Source organism: Burkholderia sp. RS01, assembly GCF_039748055.1.
Taxonomy (GTDB): Bacteria; Actinomycetota; Actinomycetes; order Actinomycetales; family Micrococcaceae; genus Arthrobacter.
Genome location: NZ_JBDLAK010000002.1, coordinates 322,947 through 337,081 on the forward strand (window position 1 = coordinate 322,947; position 14,135 = coordinate 337,081).

The window sequence follows — 14,135 nt, forward strand, 5'->3', positions numbered from 1 at the left end:
TTTCCTCTGCGGCATCCTCTCCCTAGGCGGCGTCCTCTTCCGCCTCCGGCTCGGCCGCTTCTCCGCCGGCCCTGCCGTGGACGGTGCTCGCCGTGACTGTGCTTCCCGTGACCATGCTTTCCGCGACCGTGCTTTCCTGGACCGCGCCCAGCTGGCCAGTTGACTGGGCCGCTGCCTGGTCGCCGGACTGAAGCTCCGGAGCTGAGACGGACCTCGGCGTGACCTGCACGGCCGGCGGCGTAACCAGCCCGGCGGCGTCCATAGCGTTCAGCTTCCGGGCGGTAGGGAGGACGCGGGCTTCCAGGGTGCCGACCATCGAGTTGTAGCGGTCCACGGAGGACTTCAGGGACGAACCTAGCTTGCTGACGTTGTCGCCGAGGGTCCCCATGCGTTCGTACAGCTGCCGGGCGAGCTCGAACAGCTCGCGGGCGCTGTCGGTGAGGACATCCTGGCGCCACGTGAACGCAACGGACTTGAGCACCGCCAGCAAGGTGCCGGGGGAGGCCAGCACCACGTTCTTGGAGAGCGCATGGTCCAGCAGGGCGGGATCGGCGGTGAGCGCGGCGGCCAGGATGGACTCGGCAGGCAGGAAGCAGATGACCAGTTCGGGCGAGTTTCCCGAAATATCCCAGTACTTCTTGCTGCTGAGCGAATCCACATGGGCCTTGAGGGCCTTGGCATGGGCGGCCAGGAGATCCTGCTGGGAGGACTGGCTCAGCCCCTGCCGGTCGCCGTCGGGCTGGCCGAGCTCCTGCGCCCGGAGGTAGGCGGACAGCGGCACCTTGGCGTCCACGACGAGCTGCTTGTCACCAGGAAGCTGCACCACAAGGTCCGGACGGACCGAGGCCTCCGCCCCTGAACTGTGCAGCTGTTCGTGGAAATCGACGTGACGAAGCATTCCCGCGGCCTCCACCACCCGGCGCAGCTGGACTTCTCCCCACTGGCCGCGCGCGCTGTTGGAGCGGAGCGCCGATTCGAGGGCATGCGTGGAACGCATCAGCTGTTCGTCCGAGAGACGGGCTTCCTGCAACTGCTGGGCCAACTGCCCGTACTGTTCCAGGCGGTCCCGCTCCAGCAGGGAGACCTGCTGCTGCACGGCAGTGAGCTTTTCGGCCACGGGCGCCAGCGCCCTCAGCACGCTGCCGTCCTGCTGGCGGGACTCGCCCAGCTCCCGGTTTTGGGCCGCCAGCAGCCTCCGCTCCGCGTCGGCGGCGGCGAACTGGGCGCTCACCTCGGAAAGCCGGGCCGAAACGCCGTCGAAGTCCGCTTCCAGGGCGGCGCTCCGGCGGCGCAAGACCGTGTACGCGAAAGCAGCGCCGGCCAAGGCACCCAGCAACAGCATCAGTAGGGCGAGAATGACTGCAAAAGGTTCCATGCCTTCACTGTGGCATGCAGCTATGACATTTTTGCCGAAGGCAACGGCGCCGCAACCGGACGAGCCACACAATGAGGTCCCGAGCCCCTCCCCGGACGGGATGCGAGCCGCGTGCGGCCGCCGCAGCGGGTAGAATCAATGTCCGTGGCTCTTACTATCGGCATCGTCGGACTGCCCAACGTCGGCAAATCAACTCTTTTCAACGCACTGACCCGCAATCAGGTGCTGGCCGCGAACTATCCGTTCGCCACCATCGAACCGAATGTCGGCGTCGTGAACCTGCCGGATCCCCGGCTGGCGAAGCTTGCGGCCATTTTCGGATCCCAGCGGCTGCTGCCTGCCCCGGTCTCCTTCGTGGACATCGCCGGGATCGTGAAGGGCGCGTCGGTCGGCGAAGGCCTGGGCAACAAGTTCCTCGCCAACATCCGCGAGGCCGAGGCCATCGCCCAGGTTGTACGCGTGTTTGATGACCCCGACGTCATCCACGTCGACGGCAAGGTGGACCCCCGCTCCGACATGGAGACCATCAACACCGAACTGATCCTGGCCGACCTTCAGACCATTGAAAATGCCATCCCCCGGATCGAAAAAGAAGTCAAGATCAAGAAGCGGGATGCTGCTGAGCTGGCAGCCATCAAGGCGGCCCAGGCCGTGCTGGAACGCGGCGACACCATCTTCTCCTCGATCAAGAGCGACAAGCTCGAGATGGAGCACCTCAAGGAACTCGGCCTCCTGACGGCCAAGCCGTTCATCTATGTCTTCAACGCAGACGAAGGCATACTGGGCAATCCGGAGAAGCAGGAGGAGCTGCGGGCCATGGTTGCCCCGGCCGACGCCGTCTTCCTCGACGCCAAGCTGGAATCCGACCTCGTGGAGCTGGATGAGGAAGAAGCCCGCGAGATGCTGGAGATGAACGGGCAGGACGAATCCGGCCTGGACCAGTTGGCCCGCGTCGGCTTCCACACCCTCGGGCTGCAGACCTACCTGACGGCCGGTCCCAAGGAAACCCGCGCCTGGACCATCCACCAGGGCGACACCGCGCCGCAGGCCGCGGGCGTCATCCACTCCGACTTCCAGCGCGGATTCATCAAGGCCGAAGTCGTCTCCTTCGAAGACCTCATCGCTGCCGGTTCGATGGCCGAGGCGAAGTCGCGCGGCAAGGTCCGCATCGAAGGCAAGGAATATGTGATGGCCGACGGCGACGTCGTCGAGTTCCGCTTCAACGTGTGAGGTTCCCGTCACGACTCAGTGATTGAGAATTAACGCTCGAAGGCCCCGATCCCTTGGATCGGGGCCTTCGTCGTGATTGGCTTGCATAGTTGTCGACGTTGCGCAGGTGAAGGAATCTTTACGGAGAATTCGCGGGATTCCGGCTAGGTTGCATCTCGATAACAACCTTTACTGAGGGACAACTTTCGGACCGCGGAGGCCGTCTTCGGGTCTAGGCTACATCTCATGTGAGACAGGCCACATGCCCGCTGGGGGGATTTGGCGGTCTGGCCGGCGCCCACAGCGGCGGTCTTTTCCACACTCAAAAGAAACAAGGAGGCGGAATGCGCTTCGGCCGTATTTCCAAAGCAGTGGGCGTCGCAGCGGTTGCTGCTCTAGCTCTCAGCGCCTGCGCGGGCAACACCGGGACAACCCCGACGAGCGCCACAGCAGGTAAGCAGGGTGGCAACGCCACCGTCGTTGAAGTCAACGCTTTCTCGTCGTTCAACCAAGGATCTGCCGACGGAAACAGCGACATCAACGGCAACATCAGCTACATCACGCATTCGGGCTTCTACTACGTGGACGACAAGCTCAACGTTGTCCACAACGACAAGTTCGGCAAATACGAAAAGGTCTCCGATAATCCGCTGACGGTCAAGTACACCGTCAATGAAGGCGTGAAGTGGTCTGACGGCGAAGCTATCGACGCCGGCGACCTCCTCCTCTCCTGGGCGGCCAACTCTGGCTACTACGACGACGCCAACGCCGACGCGAAGACGGGCACCACGTACTTCACCACCGCCGCCGACACCAGCGGGCTGAACCTGACCGAGTTCCCCGAAGTCGGCGACGACGGCCGGTCCATCACGCTCAAGTACTCCAAGCCCTTCGCTGACTGGGAAATCGCCTTTGACATGGACCTGCCGGCGCATGTCGTGGCCAAGAAGGGCGGCCTGGCCGACGAGAAGGCACTGATCGACCTCCTTAAGAAGACCCCGCGCGGCGACGCCAAGGCGCCGAAGGTCAACGCCGAACTCAAGAAGGTCGCCGACTTCTGGAACCACGGCTTCGACACCAAGACGCTGCCGAGTGATCCCTCCCTGTACCTCTCAAGCGGTCCCTACATCGTCAAGAGCATCGAGCAGGATGCGTCCATGACGCTCGTCAAGAACAAGGACTACACCTGGGGTCCCGAGACCCACCTGGATGAAATCACCATCCGCTACATCGGCTCCGCACCCGCAGCTGTCCAGGCACTCAAGAACGGCGAGGCGGACGTCATCGCCCCGCAGCCCTCGGCTGACACGCTGGAGCAGCTCAAGGCACTGGAAAGCCAGGGCGTGACCACCGAGAGCTACGGCGAACTCGCCTATGACCACCTGGACCTGAACTTCTCCGGCCCGTTCAAGGACAAGAAGGTCCGTGAAGCGTTCATGAAGACGGTTCCGCGCCAGGACATCGTGGACAAGATCGTCAAGAAGCTGGACCCGAATTCCAAACCGCTGGACTCGGAGCTCTTCCTGCCGTCCCAGGCCAAGTACGCCGACTCCGTCAAGAACAACGGTTCCGCGAACTACGGCTCCGTTGACATCGCCGGCGCCAAGGAACTCCTCGCCGGAGCCACGCCGGAAATCAAGATCATGTACAACAAGGACAACCCCAACCGGGTTGATGCCTTCTCGCTGATCCGCGAATCGGCCACCAAGGCCGGCTTCAAGATCGTCGACGGCGGCCTGGGGGCTTCCGACTGGAGCGGCCACCTAGGCGACGGCAGCTACGACGCCACCATCTTCGGCTGGATCAACTCGGGCGTCGGCGTGTCGGGCGTTCCGCAGATCTTCAAGAGCACCGGCGGCAGCAACTTCAACGGATTCAAGAGCGCCGAAGCGGACAAGCTCATGGACGAGTTGATCGTCACCACCGACAAGGGCAAGCAGGATGACCTGACCGCCCAGATCGACAAGCACATCTGGGACGAAGCCTACGGCGTTCCCTTGTTCCAGACAGTCGGCGTTGCCGCCTTCAGTGACCGCGTTACCGGCGTCAAGTCCAGCCCGGGCCAGCGCGGCGTCTGGTGGAATGTGTGGGACTGGCAGGTCAAGTAAGCCTCCGGGCCCAGGCCTGACAGGCTAGTACAGGCGCCGGGACCATGAGCACTACGGTCCCGGCGCTTTCTAGCGCCAGAGGCTAATGCCCGGCACGGGCCGATCATCAACGGGCCCGTGCACGACGCGAACCAAGACTGCGAGCTGACCGGGCGGATCCCCGGGCACCAAACCAGAGGCAAAAACCATGTTGACTTACATCGTCCGGCGGCTCGTGACCGCCGCCCTCATCCTGCTGGGCGCGTCCTTCCTCGTGTATCTCCTGACGGCGGCGTCCGGTGATCCGCTCGCGGAATTCCGTGCCAGCAATGCGCCCAACCGTGACCAGCTCATGGCCGCGAGGTCCAACCTGCTTGATCTGGACACCCCGGCGCCCATCCGGTACTTCAAATGGCTCGCCGGAGCCTCACGATGCCTCGTCCCGTTCGCCGGAACCTGTGACCTCGGGCAGAACACGGCCAGCCAGCCCATCACCGACGCCCTCGGCCACGCGCTGATCCAGACCCTGACGCTCGTCACGGCCGCGACCGTGCTCGCCATCCTTGTCGGCATCACCCTCGGCATCATCACGGCGCTCCGCCAGTACAGCACCCTGGACTACGGCGTGACGTTCATGGCGTTCCTGTTCTTCTCGCTGCCCATCTTCTGGGTGGCCGTGCTGCTGAAGGAATTCGGCGCCATCGGGTTTAACAATTTCCTGCGAAATCCCGAAATCCCCTGGCCGGCAGCCGTCGGCATCGGTGCTGCCCTGGGAATCGTCGCGGCCATCATCGCCGGCGGCGACCCCAAACGCCGCGCACTGACCGGCGGCGTGGTTTTTGCGGTTTCCACCGCCGTCCTCATCTATTTCTCGGTGACACTTTGGTTCAAGACTCCAGGCCTCGGGCCCGTGGTCATCGGCATCGCAGGCGTCGGCCTCGCCTACGCCGTCACCCTGCTCACGGCGGGCCTAAAGAACCGCAAGGCGCTGCAGGCGGCGCTCATTGCAGTGGGTGTGGGCCTGGTGGCATATTTCGCCATCCAGCCGCTGCTCAACCAGGCAACGTTCCTCATGGTCGTCCTCCTCGCGATCGCAACAGTTCTTGTCGGCATGGCAATCGGCTACCTCGTGGGCGGCTACGACCGCGGGCAATCCATGCGGTCGGCGGCCCTCACGTCTTTCCTTGTCGGATTCCTCATCGTCCTGGACCGTTTCATGCAGGCCTGGCCCACCTATTTCGACAACAGCAGGGTCCGCGGGCGGCCCATCGCGACCATCGGCGCCAGCACCCCCAACATCGAAGGCGACTTCTGGGTCCTGAGCCTTGACTCGTTCACGCACCTCATCCTGCCGACCTCGGCGCTGATCCTTATTTCACTGGCCGGGTACACCCGGTTCACCCGGGCGTCGATGCTGGAAATCATGAACATGGACTACATCCGGACGGCGCGGGCCAAGGGCCTCTCGGAACGGACAGTGGTGATGCGGCACGCGTTCCGGAACGCCTTGATCCCGATTGCCACCATTGTTGCCTTCGACATCGGCGGCCTCATCGGCGGAGCAGTCATCACGGAGACTGTATTTTCCGTCCGCGGCATGGGGTTCCTGTTCCTCGACGGCATCCAGCACGTGGACCCCAACCCTGTCATGGGCGTGTTCGTGTGCGTCGCCATCACAGCCATGGTGTTCAACCTCATCGCGGACCTTGCCTATTCCGCGCTTGATCCACGAGTAAGGGTGAAAGCATGAGCCAGCCAAGCCAGCAGGATGAAATCATGGCCGAGCAGGCCGGCCTGCAGCACCAGCCGGCTGCCGGAATTGAACCCGTCATCGAGGCCAAGGGCCTCAGCCAGGGCCAGATCGTGCGCAAACGCTTCTTCGGCCACGCCGGCGCCCTCGTCGGCCTGGCCGTCTTTGCCGTGATCTTCGTTGTAGCGTTCACGTCCGTGGGCTATGCGGGCATTCCAGGATGGTGGAAGTTCGGCCACGAGACCGTGACTCCGCTGGTCAACGACGGAACCCCGACGTCCTCGCTGTGGCCCCTGGCATGGGGGGAGCACCCCTTCGGGCAGGACAGGATCGGCCGTGACCTGTTTGCCATGACCATGCGCGGCGCCCAGCAGTCCATCACCATCATGGTGGTCATCGGGCTCATCGCAGGGCTTATCGGCGTGGTCGTGGGTGCCCTGTCCGGCTACTTCCGGGGCTGGGTGGAAGCTATCCTCATGCGCCTCACGGACGTCATCATCATTGTGCCGGCCTTGCTCCTGGCAGCGGTGATGGCCCAGATGGCCAGCCGACGCGACGAAGCAGGATGGTTCGCCTCATTCGCCAGCACCAACGGCGTGCTGGCCATCGGCATCTTCCTGGGCCTGATCAGCTGGGTGGGCCTGGCGCGGCTCATGCGCGGCGAGTTCCTCTCCCTGCGGGAAAGGGAATTCGTTGACGCGGCACGCATTTCCGGGGCGAGCAATGCCAGGATCATCTTCAAGCACATCCTGCCCAACGCCGTCGGCGTACTGATCGTCAACGTCACCCTGACAATGTCGGCGGCGATCCTCACCGAGACGGCACTCAGCTTCCTGGGAGTCGGCGTCAAGTCGCCCGACACGTCACTCGGGTTGCTCATTTCACAGAACCAGGACGCCTTCTCCACCCGGCCGTGGCTCTTCTGGTATCCCGGCCTGTTCATCGTCCTCATCTGCCTGAGCATCAACTTCATCGGCGACGGGCTGCGGGATGCCTTTGACCCGCGCCAGAAGAAGTTCAACGCCAAGAAGGCCAAGGGCACCGGCGGCCCGGTTGCGCCCGAGAAGTCACCCGTGGCGGCCTTGGACGGCGCGGCAGGCGGCACCGCAGCGGACGGACCGGCAGCCGGCGGAACCAGGGGAGCCTGAAATGCTGACCGAGCCGCGCCGGACGCTATGCCAGGGCGACGCCCCAGAAGCTGAATGCGAGGAGCAGCAGCGTGGCCGCCAGTTCCGCCCAGCGGTACCTCACAGTCACCGGCGTGGTCTCGGCATTTCCGGCATCGAGGGCCCCGGATTCAACCAGCTCCTGCCAGCGGACCCGCACCAGTTGCGCGGCCTGCCCGGAGTCGGTGCTCTTCAGGTCGCCCGGGCGGACGGACGCACCGGGACCGTACGTGCTGCGGGCCAGTCCCTGGAGATCTTCGGGGCGGGCGTTTCGGCCGCCCCAGATGCCGGGCGCCGGCGCGGCCCAGGCGCCGTAGCTTTTGTCCGGAGTGACCAGGGTCAGCGCATAGCGCGTATCCACGTGCACCAGGGCTTCCCACGGCACAACTATGGACCGGAACGGATTTTCGAGGCTGACCCCGGCTTCGTGGACCACCACCGCCGGGCGCCAGAACAACAGCCAGCCCAGGTACGCGATGAGCAGCAGCGGCCCCGCACCGATCAGGGCCCCCGGCCCTCCCGTCAGGGCGATGCCCGCCAGCCCGACGACGGCCACAAGCCAGGACAGCCCTGCGAACCACTTATTGGTGCGGGCTTTGAAAATTTCAGTGTTTTCGGCATGCGGCGCAGTGCTCATGCCCCCAATAATTCAGGATTCCCGGCCACAGCACTAATCTCCGCTGTCCCGCCGGTACGGGTGGAAGGAAAACCCCAACATGTCTGACTACATCAGCCCAGACCCCGCCGGTGCCGACTCCGGGCCTGGTGCAAAGGGTGCCGTGGTGCTTGAAGTGCGCGACCTGAGCGTCGACTTCGGCGTGGACAAGAAGTGGGTTCCGGCCGCCGTCGGACTTAACTACGAGGTCCGCGCGGGCGAGGTGCTGGCCATCGTGGGCGAGTCCGGGTCGGGCAAGAGCGCCAGTTCCATGGCCCTGCTGGGCCTGCTGCCCAGCAACAGCCGGGTCTCCGGCAGTGTGAAGCTCTCCGGCAAGGAACTGCTTGGAGCGGACGCCGCCAACATCCGCAGCGTCCGCGGCAAGGACGTGGCGGTCATCTTCCAAGAGCCCATGACGGCCCTGAACCCCGTCTACACGGTGGGCGCGCAGATCGTCGAAACAGTGCGCCTGCACAACGAAGTATCGCCCGATGAAGCGCGCGAACGCGCCCTGCGCATGCTGGATCTTGTCGAATTGCCCGATCCGGAGAAGGCGTTCAGGTCCTACCCGCATCAGCTGTCCGGCGGTCAGCGCCAACGCGCGATGATTGCCCAGTCGCTGTCCTGCGACCCCAAACTGCTGATCGCCGACGAGCCCACCACCGCCCTGGACGTCACCGTGCAGGCGGAAATCCTTGACCTCATGAGGAACCTGCGCAACAAACTGGACAGCGCCATCGTCCTGATTACCCATGACATGGGCGTCGTGGCCGACCTCGCCGACCGGATCGCCGTCATGCGCAGGGGCCTGATGGTGGAAACCGGCACGGCAGACCAGATCTTCCACAGTCCCCAGCACCCCTACACGCAGGCGCTCCTTGCCGCCGTGCCGCACCTTGGCCAGGGCGGGACGGACTCAGAGGCGGAGGTGGACGTGACGGCCGCCCTTGCCGCCGCCACCCACGCGGAACTCCAGTCCGTGGACCACGCCGAGTTGATCCGCCGTGAGCGCGAGAACGCGGCAGCGCTGGCCGCAGCCGAGGCTGCACGGCCCGTAGGCGAGCCGGTCCTCGAGCTGAGGGACGTTGCCATCGAGTACCCGAAACAGGGCCGCGTGCCGGCATTCAGGGCCGTTGAAGGCGCGAACCTGACGATCTACCCCGGTCAGGTGGTGGGGCTGGTGGGGGAGTCCGGTTCCGGCAAAACCACCATCGGCCGTGCCGCCGTGGGACTGTTGCCGGTCGCGGCCGGGTCGATGCGCGTCGTGGGGCAGGACATTTCCGCGGCCAAGAAAAACGGAAAGCAGCTTCACCAGGTCCGTCGGCACATCGGCATGGTCTTCCAGGACCCGTCCTCGTCTCTGAATCCGCGCCTTCCCATCGGTGAGAGCATCGGCGAGCCCATGTACCTTGCCGGCGCAGCGAAGGGCGCTGACCTGCAGAAACGCATTGAAGCCCTGCTGGACCAGGTCGAGCTGCCGCGTGATTACCGGAACAGGTACCCGCATGAGTTGTCCGGCGGGCAGAAGCAGCGCGTGGGCATTGCCCGGGCCCTCTCACTCAAGCCCAAGCTGATGGTGGCCGATGAGCCCACGTCTGCTCTTGACGTATCCGTTCAGGCCAAGGTCCTTGAGCTGTTCCAGAACCTCCAGCAGGAGCTCGGCTTCGCATGCCTGTTCGTGACCCACGACCTTGCGGTGGTCGACGTCCTGGCGGACCGCATCTGCGTCATGCAGCGCGGCCGCATCGTCGAGCAGGGAACGCGGGACCAGATCCTCCGGAACCCGCAGGAGCCCTACACGCAGCGACTCCTGGCCGCGGTGCCGTTGCCGGATCCGGAGAAGCAGCGGGAACGCCGCGAACTCCGCGCGCAGCTGCTCACGGCCGGCTCGGAGTAACCTGCGCCACATTTTTGGCGTATAGTACCAGTCGGTAACTTGTGACTTGAAATCTGCCCCGGCAGACGATAGAGCCCGGTCACGGTTTGGCAACGGCGTACCACCATTTGGACACTTTGCGGTTAGGCTACATGCATATGTAGCCCACGTCACAGGATACGTCTGTGCCTGGACTGCGGGGATGCAAAAGATATCCCCTGAATCTCTCCCACAACTCATAGGAGGCGGAATGCGTTTTTCGCGCACTTCCAAAGCATTGGGCATGATGGCAATCGCCGCTCTTGCCCTTACCGGTTGCGGCGGCGGCGGAGCAAACTCCGGCAGCACGAACGCGGCCGGAAACTCAAGCAAAGTCATCCTTGCCGACGGTTCCGAACCCCAGCGCCCGCTGATGCCGGCCGACACCAATGAAGTTGGCGGCGGCAAAGTCATCGAGCTGATGTTCGCGGGACTGGTCAGCTACGACGCCAGCGGCAAGGCGGTCAACGAGCTCGCCGAATCGATTGAGGGCAAAGACGCCCAGCACTACACCATCAAAATCAAGAAGGACCAGAAGTTCACCAACGGAGAGGCCATCACGGCCAAGACGTTTGTGGATTCCTGGAACTTTGGAGCAGCAGCGAAGAACGCGCAGCTCAGCGGTGCTTTCTTTGAAAGCATCAAGGGTTACGACGAAGCCAGCGCAGAGGGCTCCAAGGTCGAGACCATGTCCGGGCTGAAAGTCGTTGACGACCAGACGTTCACCGTTGAGCTCAAGCAGCCGGAATCCGACTGGCCGCTTCGCCTGGGCTACTCTGCGTTTGTCCCGGTCCCGTCCGGCGCAATCAAGGACCCGAAGGGCTTCGGCGAGAAGCCGGTCGGCAACGGCCCTTACAAGATGGCCGACGGCGGCTGGCAGCACAACGTGCAGATCCAACTCGTGCCGAACCCGGAGTACAACGGCCCCCGCAAGGCCAAGAACGCCGGTGTGACGTTCAAGATCTTCCAGAACGACGACGCCGCTTACCAGGACCTGCTGTCCAACAACCTGGACGTGCTGCAGACCATCCCCACCAGCGCCCTGAAGAACTTCAAGTCGGACCTGGGCGACCGCACGATTGACAAGCCGTACGCGGGCAACCAGACCATCGCCATCCCGGAATACCTGCCGGAGTGGAGCGGTGAAGCCGGCAAGCTGCGCCGCCAGGCCATCTCCATGGCCATGAACCGCGAAGAGATCACCAAGGTGATCTTCAACGGCGCCCGCCAGCCCGCCAAGGAGTTCACTGCTCCTGTTCTGGACGGCTACAGCGACAGCATCAAGGGCTCGGAAAACCTGAAGTTCGATGCAGCCAAGGCCAAGGACCTCTGGGCCAAGGCTGACGCAATCCAGAAGTGGGACGCCAACAAGACGTTCACCATCGCCTACAACGCCGACAAGGGCGGCCACAAGGCCTGGGTTGAAGCCGTGGTCAACCAGCTGAAGAACAACCTCGGCATCAAGGTTGAGGGCAAGCCGTACGCAACCTTCAAGGAAGCCCGCAACGACGCAACCGCCAAGACGCTGACCGGTGCCATCCGCGCCGGGTGGCAGGCAGACTACCCGTCGCTGTACAACTTCCTGGGCCCGATCTACAAGACCGGCGCAGGCTCGAACGACGCACAGTACGCGAACCCTGAGTTCGACAAGGCCATCTCCGACGGCCTGAAGGCCTCCTCGGTGAGCGAAGGTAACGCCGCGATGAACAAGGCCCAGGAGATCCTGCTGCAGGACCTTCCGGCCATCCCGCTGTGGTACCAGGTCTCCCAGGGTGGCTGGAGCGACCAGGTCACCAATGTTGACTACGCGTGGAACGGTGTTCCGCTCTACTACAACATCACTGGCAAGTAAGTACTGAACGACGGCGGGGGCTGCTCGGAAGAGCACTCCCGCCGTCGCTCTGTTGCTGCACAATTTCAGACGCCCGGCATTGCCGGATCGTCGTGTGCAGACCGTCCGCGGTGAACGCGCCGGCGCCGGCTTGCACTCCGAGTGAAAAGATTCCCACATGAACAACCCCCAAGCACCCCGCTTCCGGGTGCCCGCTGCCCAGGGTGTGATGCGCTGATGGCGTGGTACATCCTTCGGCGATTCCTTCAACTTGTCCCCGTATTCCTCGGCGCCACGCTCCTGGTCTACTTCCTGGTCTTCAGCCTGCCGGGTGACCCCATCGTGGCCCTCTTCGGTGACAAGCCCGTCAATGAAGCTGTGGCCGCCCAGCTGCGCGCCCAGTACAACCTGGACCAGCCGTTCTGGATCCAGTACCTGCTCTACCTGAAGAGCATCTTTACCTTCGACCTCGGACTGGACTTCACGGGCCGCCAGATCGCCACGGTTCTAGGCGAGGTATTCCCGGTCACCGCACGCCTCGCCGTCATGGCCCTGATCTTCGAAGCCGTCTTCGGGATCCTCTTCGGCCTGATTGCCGGACTCCGCAAGGGCAAGCTCTTTGATGCCACGGTCCTGGTTGCCTCGCTGATCGTCATCGGCATCCCGATCTTTGTCCTCGGCTTCCTGATGCAGTTCTTCGTCGGAGTCCAGCTTGGCTGGGCGAAGCCCACCGTGAGCTCGGCCGCCACCGTGCAGGACCTCATCCTGCCGGCGATCGTCCTCGGCCTGGGCTCGTTCGCTTACGTCCTGCGCCTGACGCGGACCAGCGTTATCGAAAACATGAATGCCGACTATGTGCGCACCGCCACGGCCAAGGGCCTGTCCCGGGCCCGCGTGGTCCGCGTGCACATCCTGCGCAACTCGCTGATCCCGGTTATCACCTTCCTCGGCGCCGACCTGGGCGCCCTGATGGGCGGAGCCATCGTCACCGAGGGCATCTTCAACGTGCCGGGCGTCGGCAACCGGCTCTACCGGGCCGTCACGCAGGGTGAGGGCCCCACGGTCGTCTCGATCGTCACAGTCCTCGTGCTGATCTACTGCGTGTCCAACCTGCTCGTTGACCTTCTGTACGCCTGGCTTGACCCGAGGATCCGTTATGACTCCTGAGAACAATGCAACTGTTCGCGGCACCGCCGTCCGTCGCCCGATCGAGCACTTCGTGGCCGACATTGATGAGACGCCCCTGCAGGCAACGGACAAGGTCAAGGAAGACCAGGTTCCGCTAAGCCTCTGGGGTGAGGCCTGGAAGAACCTGCGCAAGCAGCCGCTCTTCCTACTCTCGGCTTTCCTGATCTTCGCGGTCATTGTCGTGTGCCTGTTTCCGGGCCTCTTTGCCCAGATTGATCCGGCGTCGGAGGCCTGCCAGCTGGCGAACTCCGACGGCGGCCCGGCGGGCGGACACCCGCTCGGCTACACCCAACAGGGCTGCGATGTCTTCGCGCGCGTCATTTACGGCACACGCTCGTCCGTGACGGTCGGCCTGTTCACCACCATCGGTGTGGTGATTTTCGGCGGCATCATGGGCGCCCTGGCCGGATACTACGGCGGCTGGGTCGACGCCGTGCTGGCCCGCATCAACGATATTTTCTTCGCCCTGCCGCTGATCCTCGGAGCCATCGTCATGATGCAGCTTCCCGTGTTCCGCGCCAACCGCAACGTGTGGTCGCTGGTGCTGATCCTGATTATTTTCGGCTGGCCCCAGATCGCGCGCATCACCCGAGGCGCCGTGATCGAGGTCCGCAACGCGGATTTCGTGACGGCTGCGCGCTCCCTTGGCGTGTCCAGGTTCCGTTCGCTGATGCGCCATGTGCTGCCCAACTCGCTGGCGCCGATCATCGTCGTGGCGACAATTTCACTGGGCACGTTCATCGTCGCTGAATCGACGTTGTCGTTCCTGGGCATTGGGTTGCCGCCCAGTGTGATGTCGTGGGGTAACGATATCCAGTCGGCACAGGCCTCCCTGAGGTCCAATCCCATGCCGTTGATCTACCCGGCCATCGCGCTGTCCATCACCGTCCTGAGCTTCATCATGCTGGGCGACGCCCTGCGTGACGCCCTCGATCCCAAAGCGCGCAAGCGATGAAAGG

At 63.9% G+C, this 14,135-nt stretch carries 10 protein-coding genes; 8 read left to right on the forward strand and 2 right to left on the reverse strand.

The genetic code is table 11. The features are described from left to right. Positions 1 to 22: 22 nt before the first annotated feature. Positions 23 to 1,375, reverse strand: coding sequence for a DNA recombination protein RmuC (locus tag ABFP37_RS03535; RefSeq protein ID WP_347032752.1), 1,353 nt, complete (start codon positions 1,373 to 1,375; stop codon positions 23 to 25). 144 nt (positions 1,376 to 1,519) lie between these two features. Here ABFP37_RS03535 and ychF point away from each other — a divergent pair, with 144 nt between their 5' ends. From ychF to ABFP37_RS03555, 4 genes are all read left to right on the forward strand, one after another. Then, positions 1,520 to 2,605 (forward strand): redox-regulated ATPase YchF, encoded by a 1,086-nt coding sequence (gene ychF / locus ABFP37_RS03540; RefSeq protein WP_078028212.1) that lies wholly within the window; start codon positions 1,520 to 1,522, stop codon positions 2,603 to 2,605. A gap of 323 nt (positions 2,606 to 2,928) precedes the next feature. Then, positions 2,929 to 4,692 carry an ABC transporter family substrate-binding protein gene (locus ABFP37_RS03545; protein ID WP_078028123.1) on the forward strand — a complete coding sequence of 588 codons (1,764 nt, stop codon included), beginning with the start codon at positions 2,929 to 2,931 and terminating at the stop codon, positions 4,690 to 4,692. 187 nt (positions 4,693 to 4,879) lie between these two features. After that, positions 4,880 to 6,421, forward strand: coding sequence for an ABC transporter permease (locus tag ABFP37_RS03550; RefSeq protein WP_347032753.1), 1,542 nt, complete (start codon positions 4,880 to 4,882; stop codon positions 6,419 to 6,421). Then, positions 6,418 to 7,569 (forward strand): ABC transporter permease, encoded by a 1,152-nt coding sequence (locus ABFP37_RS03555; protein ID WP_347032754.1) that lies wholly within the window; start codon positions 6,418 to 6,420, stop codon positions 7,567 to 7,569. The genes ABFP37_RS03550 and ABFP37_RS03555 overlap by 4 nt, the downstream gene beginning before the upstream one ends. Positions 7,570 to 7,594: 25 nt before the next feature. Here ABFP37_RS03555 and ABFP37_RS03560 read toward each other — a convergent pair whose 3' ends face one another. Further along, positions 7,595 to 8,224 carry a PH domain-containing protein gene (locus tag ABFP37_RS03560; protein ID WP_347032755.1) on the reverse strand — a complete coding sequence of 210 codons (630 nt, stop codon included), beginning with the start codon at positions 8,222 to 8,224 and terminating at the stop codon, positions 7,595 to 7,597. A 79-nt stretch (positions 8,225 to 8,303) separates the two neighbouring features. Between ABFP37_RS03560 and ABFP37_RS03565 the strand changes: the two genes are divergently transcribed. The 4 genes from ABFP37_RS03565 to ABFP37_RS03580 all read left to right on the forward strand — a co-directional run bounded on the left by ABFP37_RS03565 (position 8,304) and on the right by ABFP37_RS03580 (position 14,131). Continuing rightward, positions 8,304 to 10,139, forward strand: coding sequence for an ABC transporter ATP-binding protein (locus ABFP37_RS03565; RefSeq protein WP_347032756.1), 1,836 nt, complete (start codon positions 8,304 to 8,306; stop codon positions 10,137 to 10,139). A 229-nt stretch (positions 10,140 to 10,368) separates the two neighbouring features. Continuing rightward, positions 10,369 to 12,009 carry an ABC transporter substrate-binding protein gene (locus ABFP37_RS03570; protein WP_078028119.1) on the forward strand — a complete coding sequence of 547 codons (1,641 nt, stop codon included), beginning with the start codon at positions 10,369 to 10,371 and terminating at the stop codon, positions 12,007 to 12,009. A gap of 216 nt (positions 12,010 to 12,225) precedes the next feature. Then, on the forward strand, positions 12,226 to 13,155 hold the full coding sequence (locus ABFP37_RS03575) for an ABC transporter permease (RefSeq protein WP_078028118.1): 930 nt from the start codon (positions 12,226 to 12,228) through the stop codon (positions 13,153 to 13,155). Then, the gene (locus ABFP37_RS03580) at positions 13,145 to 14,131 is read left to right on the forward strand and encodes an ABC transporter permease (protein ID WP_078028117.1); all 987 of its coding nucleotides are present in this window, start codon (positions 13,145 to 13,147) and stop codon (positions 14,129 to 14,131) included. Before ABFP37_RS03575 ends, ABFP37_RS03580 begins: the two co-directional genes overlap by 11 nt. Positions 14,132 to 14,135 lie beyond the last annotated feature (4 nt).

Bases quoted from the DNA above. Each gene is read 5' to 3' on its own strand.
- ABFP37_RS03580 (WP_078028117.1), top strand. From the start codon at position 13,145: ATGACTCCTGAGAACAATGCAACTGTTCGCGGCACCGCCGTCCGTCGC.
- ABFP37_RS03555 (WP_347032754.1), top strand. From the start codon at position 6,418: ATGAGCCAGCCAAGCCAGCAGGATGAAATCATGGCCGAGCAGGCCGGC.
- ABFP37_RS03570 (WP_078028119.1), top strand. From the start codon at position 10,369: ATGCGTTTTTCGCGCACTTCCAAAGCATTGGGCATGATGGCAATCGCC.
- ABFP37_RS03545 (WP_078028123.1), top strand. From the start codon at position 2,929: ATGCGCTTCGGCCGTATTTCCAAAGCAGTGGGCGTCGCAGCGGTTGCT.
- ABFP37_RS03565 (WP_347032756.1), top strand. From the start codon at position 8,304: ATGTCTGACTACATCAGCCCAGACCCCGCCGGTGCCGACTCCGGGCCT.
- ABFP37_RS03535 (WP_347032752.1), bottom strand. From the start codon at position 1,375: ATGGAACCTTTTGCAGTCATTCTCGCCCTACTGATGCTGTTGCTGGGT.
- ABFP37_RS03560 (WP_347032755.1), bottom strand. From the start codon at position 8,224: ATGAGCACTGCGCCGCATGCCGAAAACACTGAAATTTTCAAAGCCCGC.
- ABFP37_RS03550 (WP_347032753.1), top strand. From the start codon at position 4,880: ATGTTGACTTACATCGTCCGGCGGCTCGTGACCGCCGCCCTCATCCTG.
- ABFP37_RS03575 (WP_078028118.1), top strand. From the start codon at position 12,226: ATGGCGTGGTACATCCTTCGGCGATTCCTTCAACTTGTCCCCGTATTC.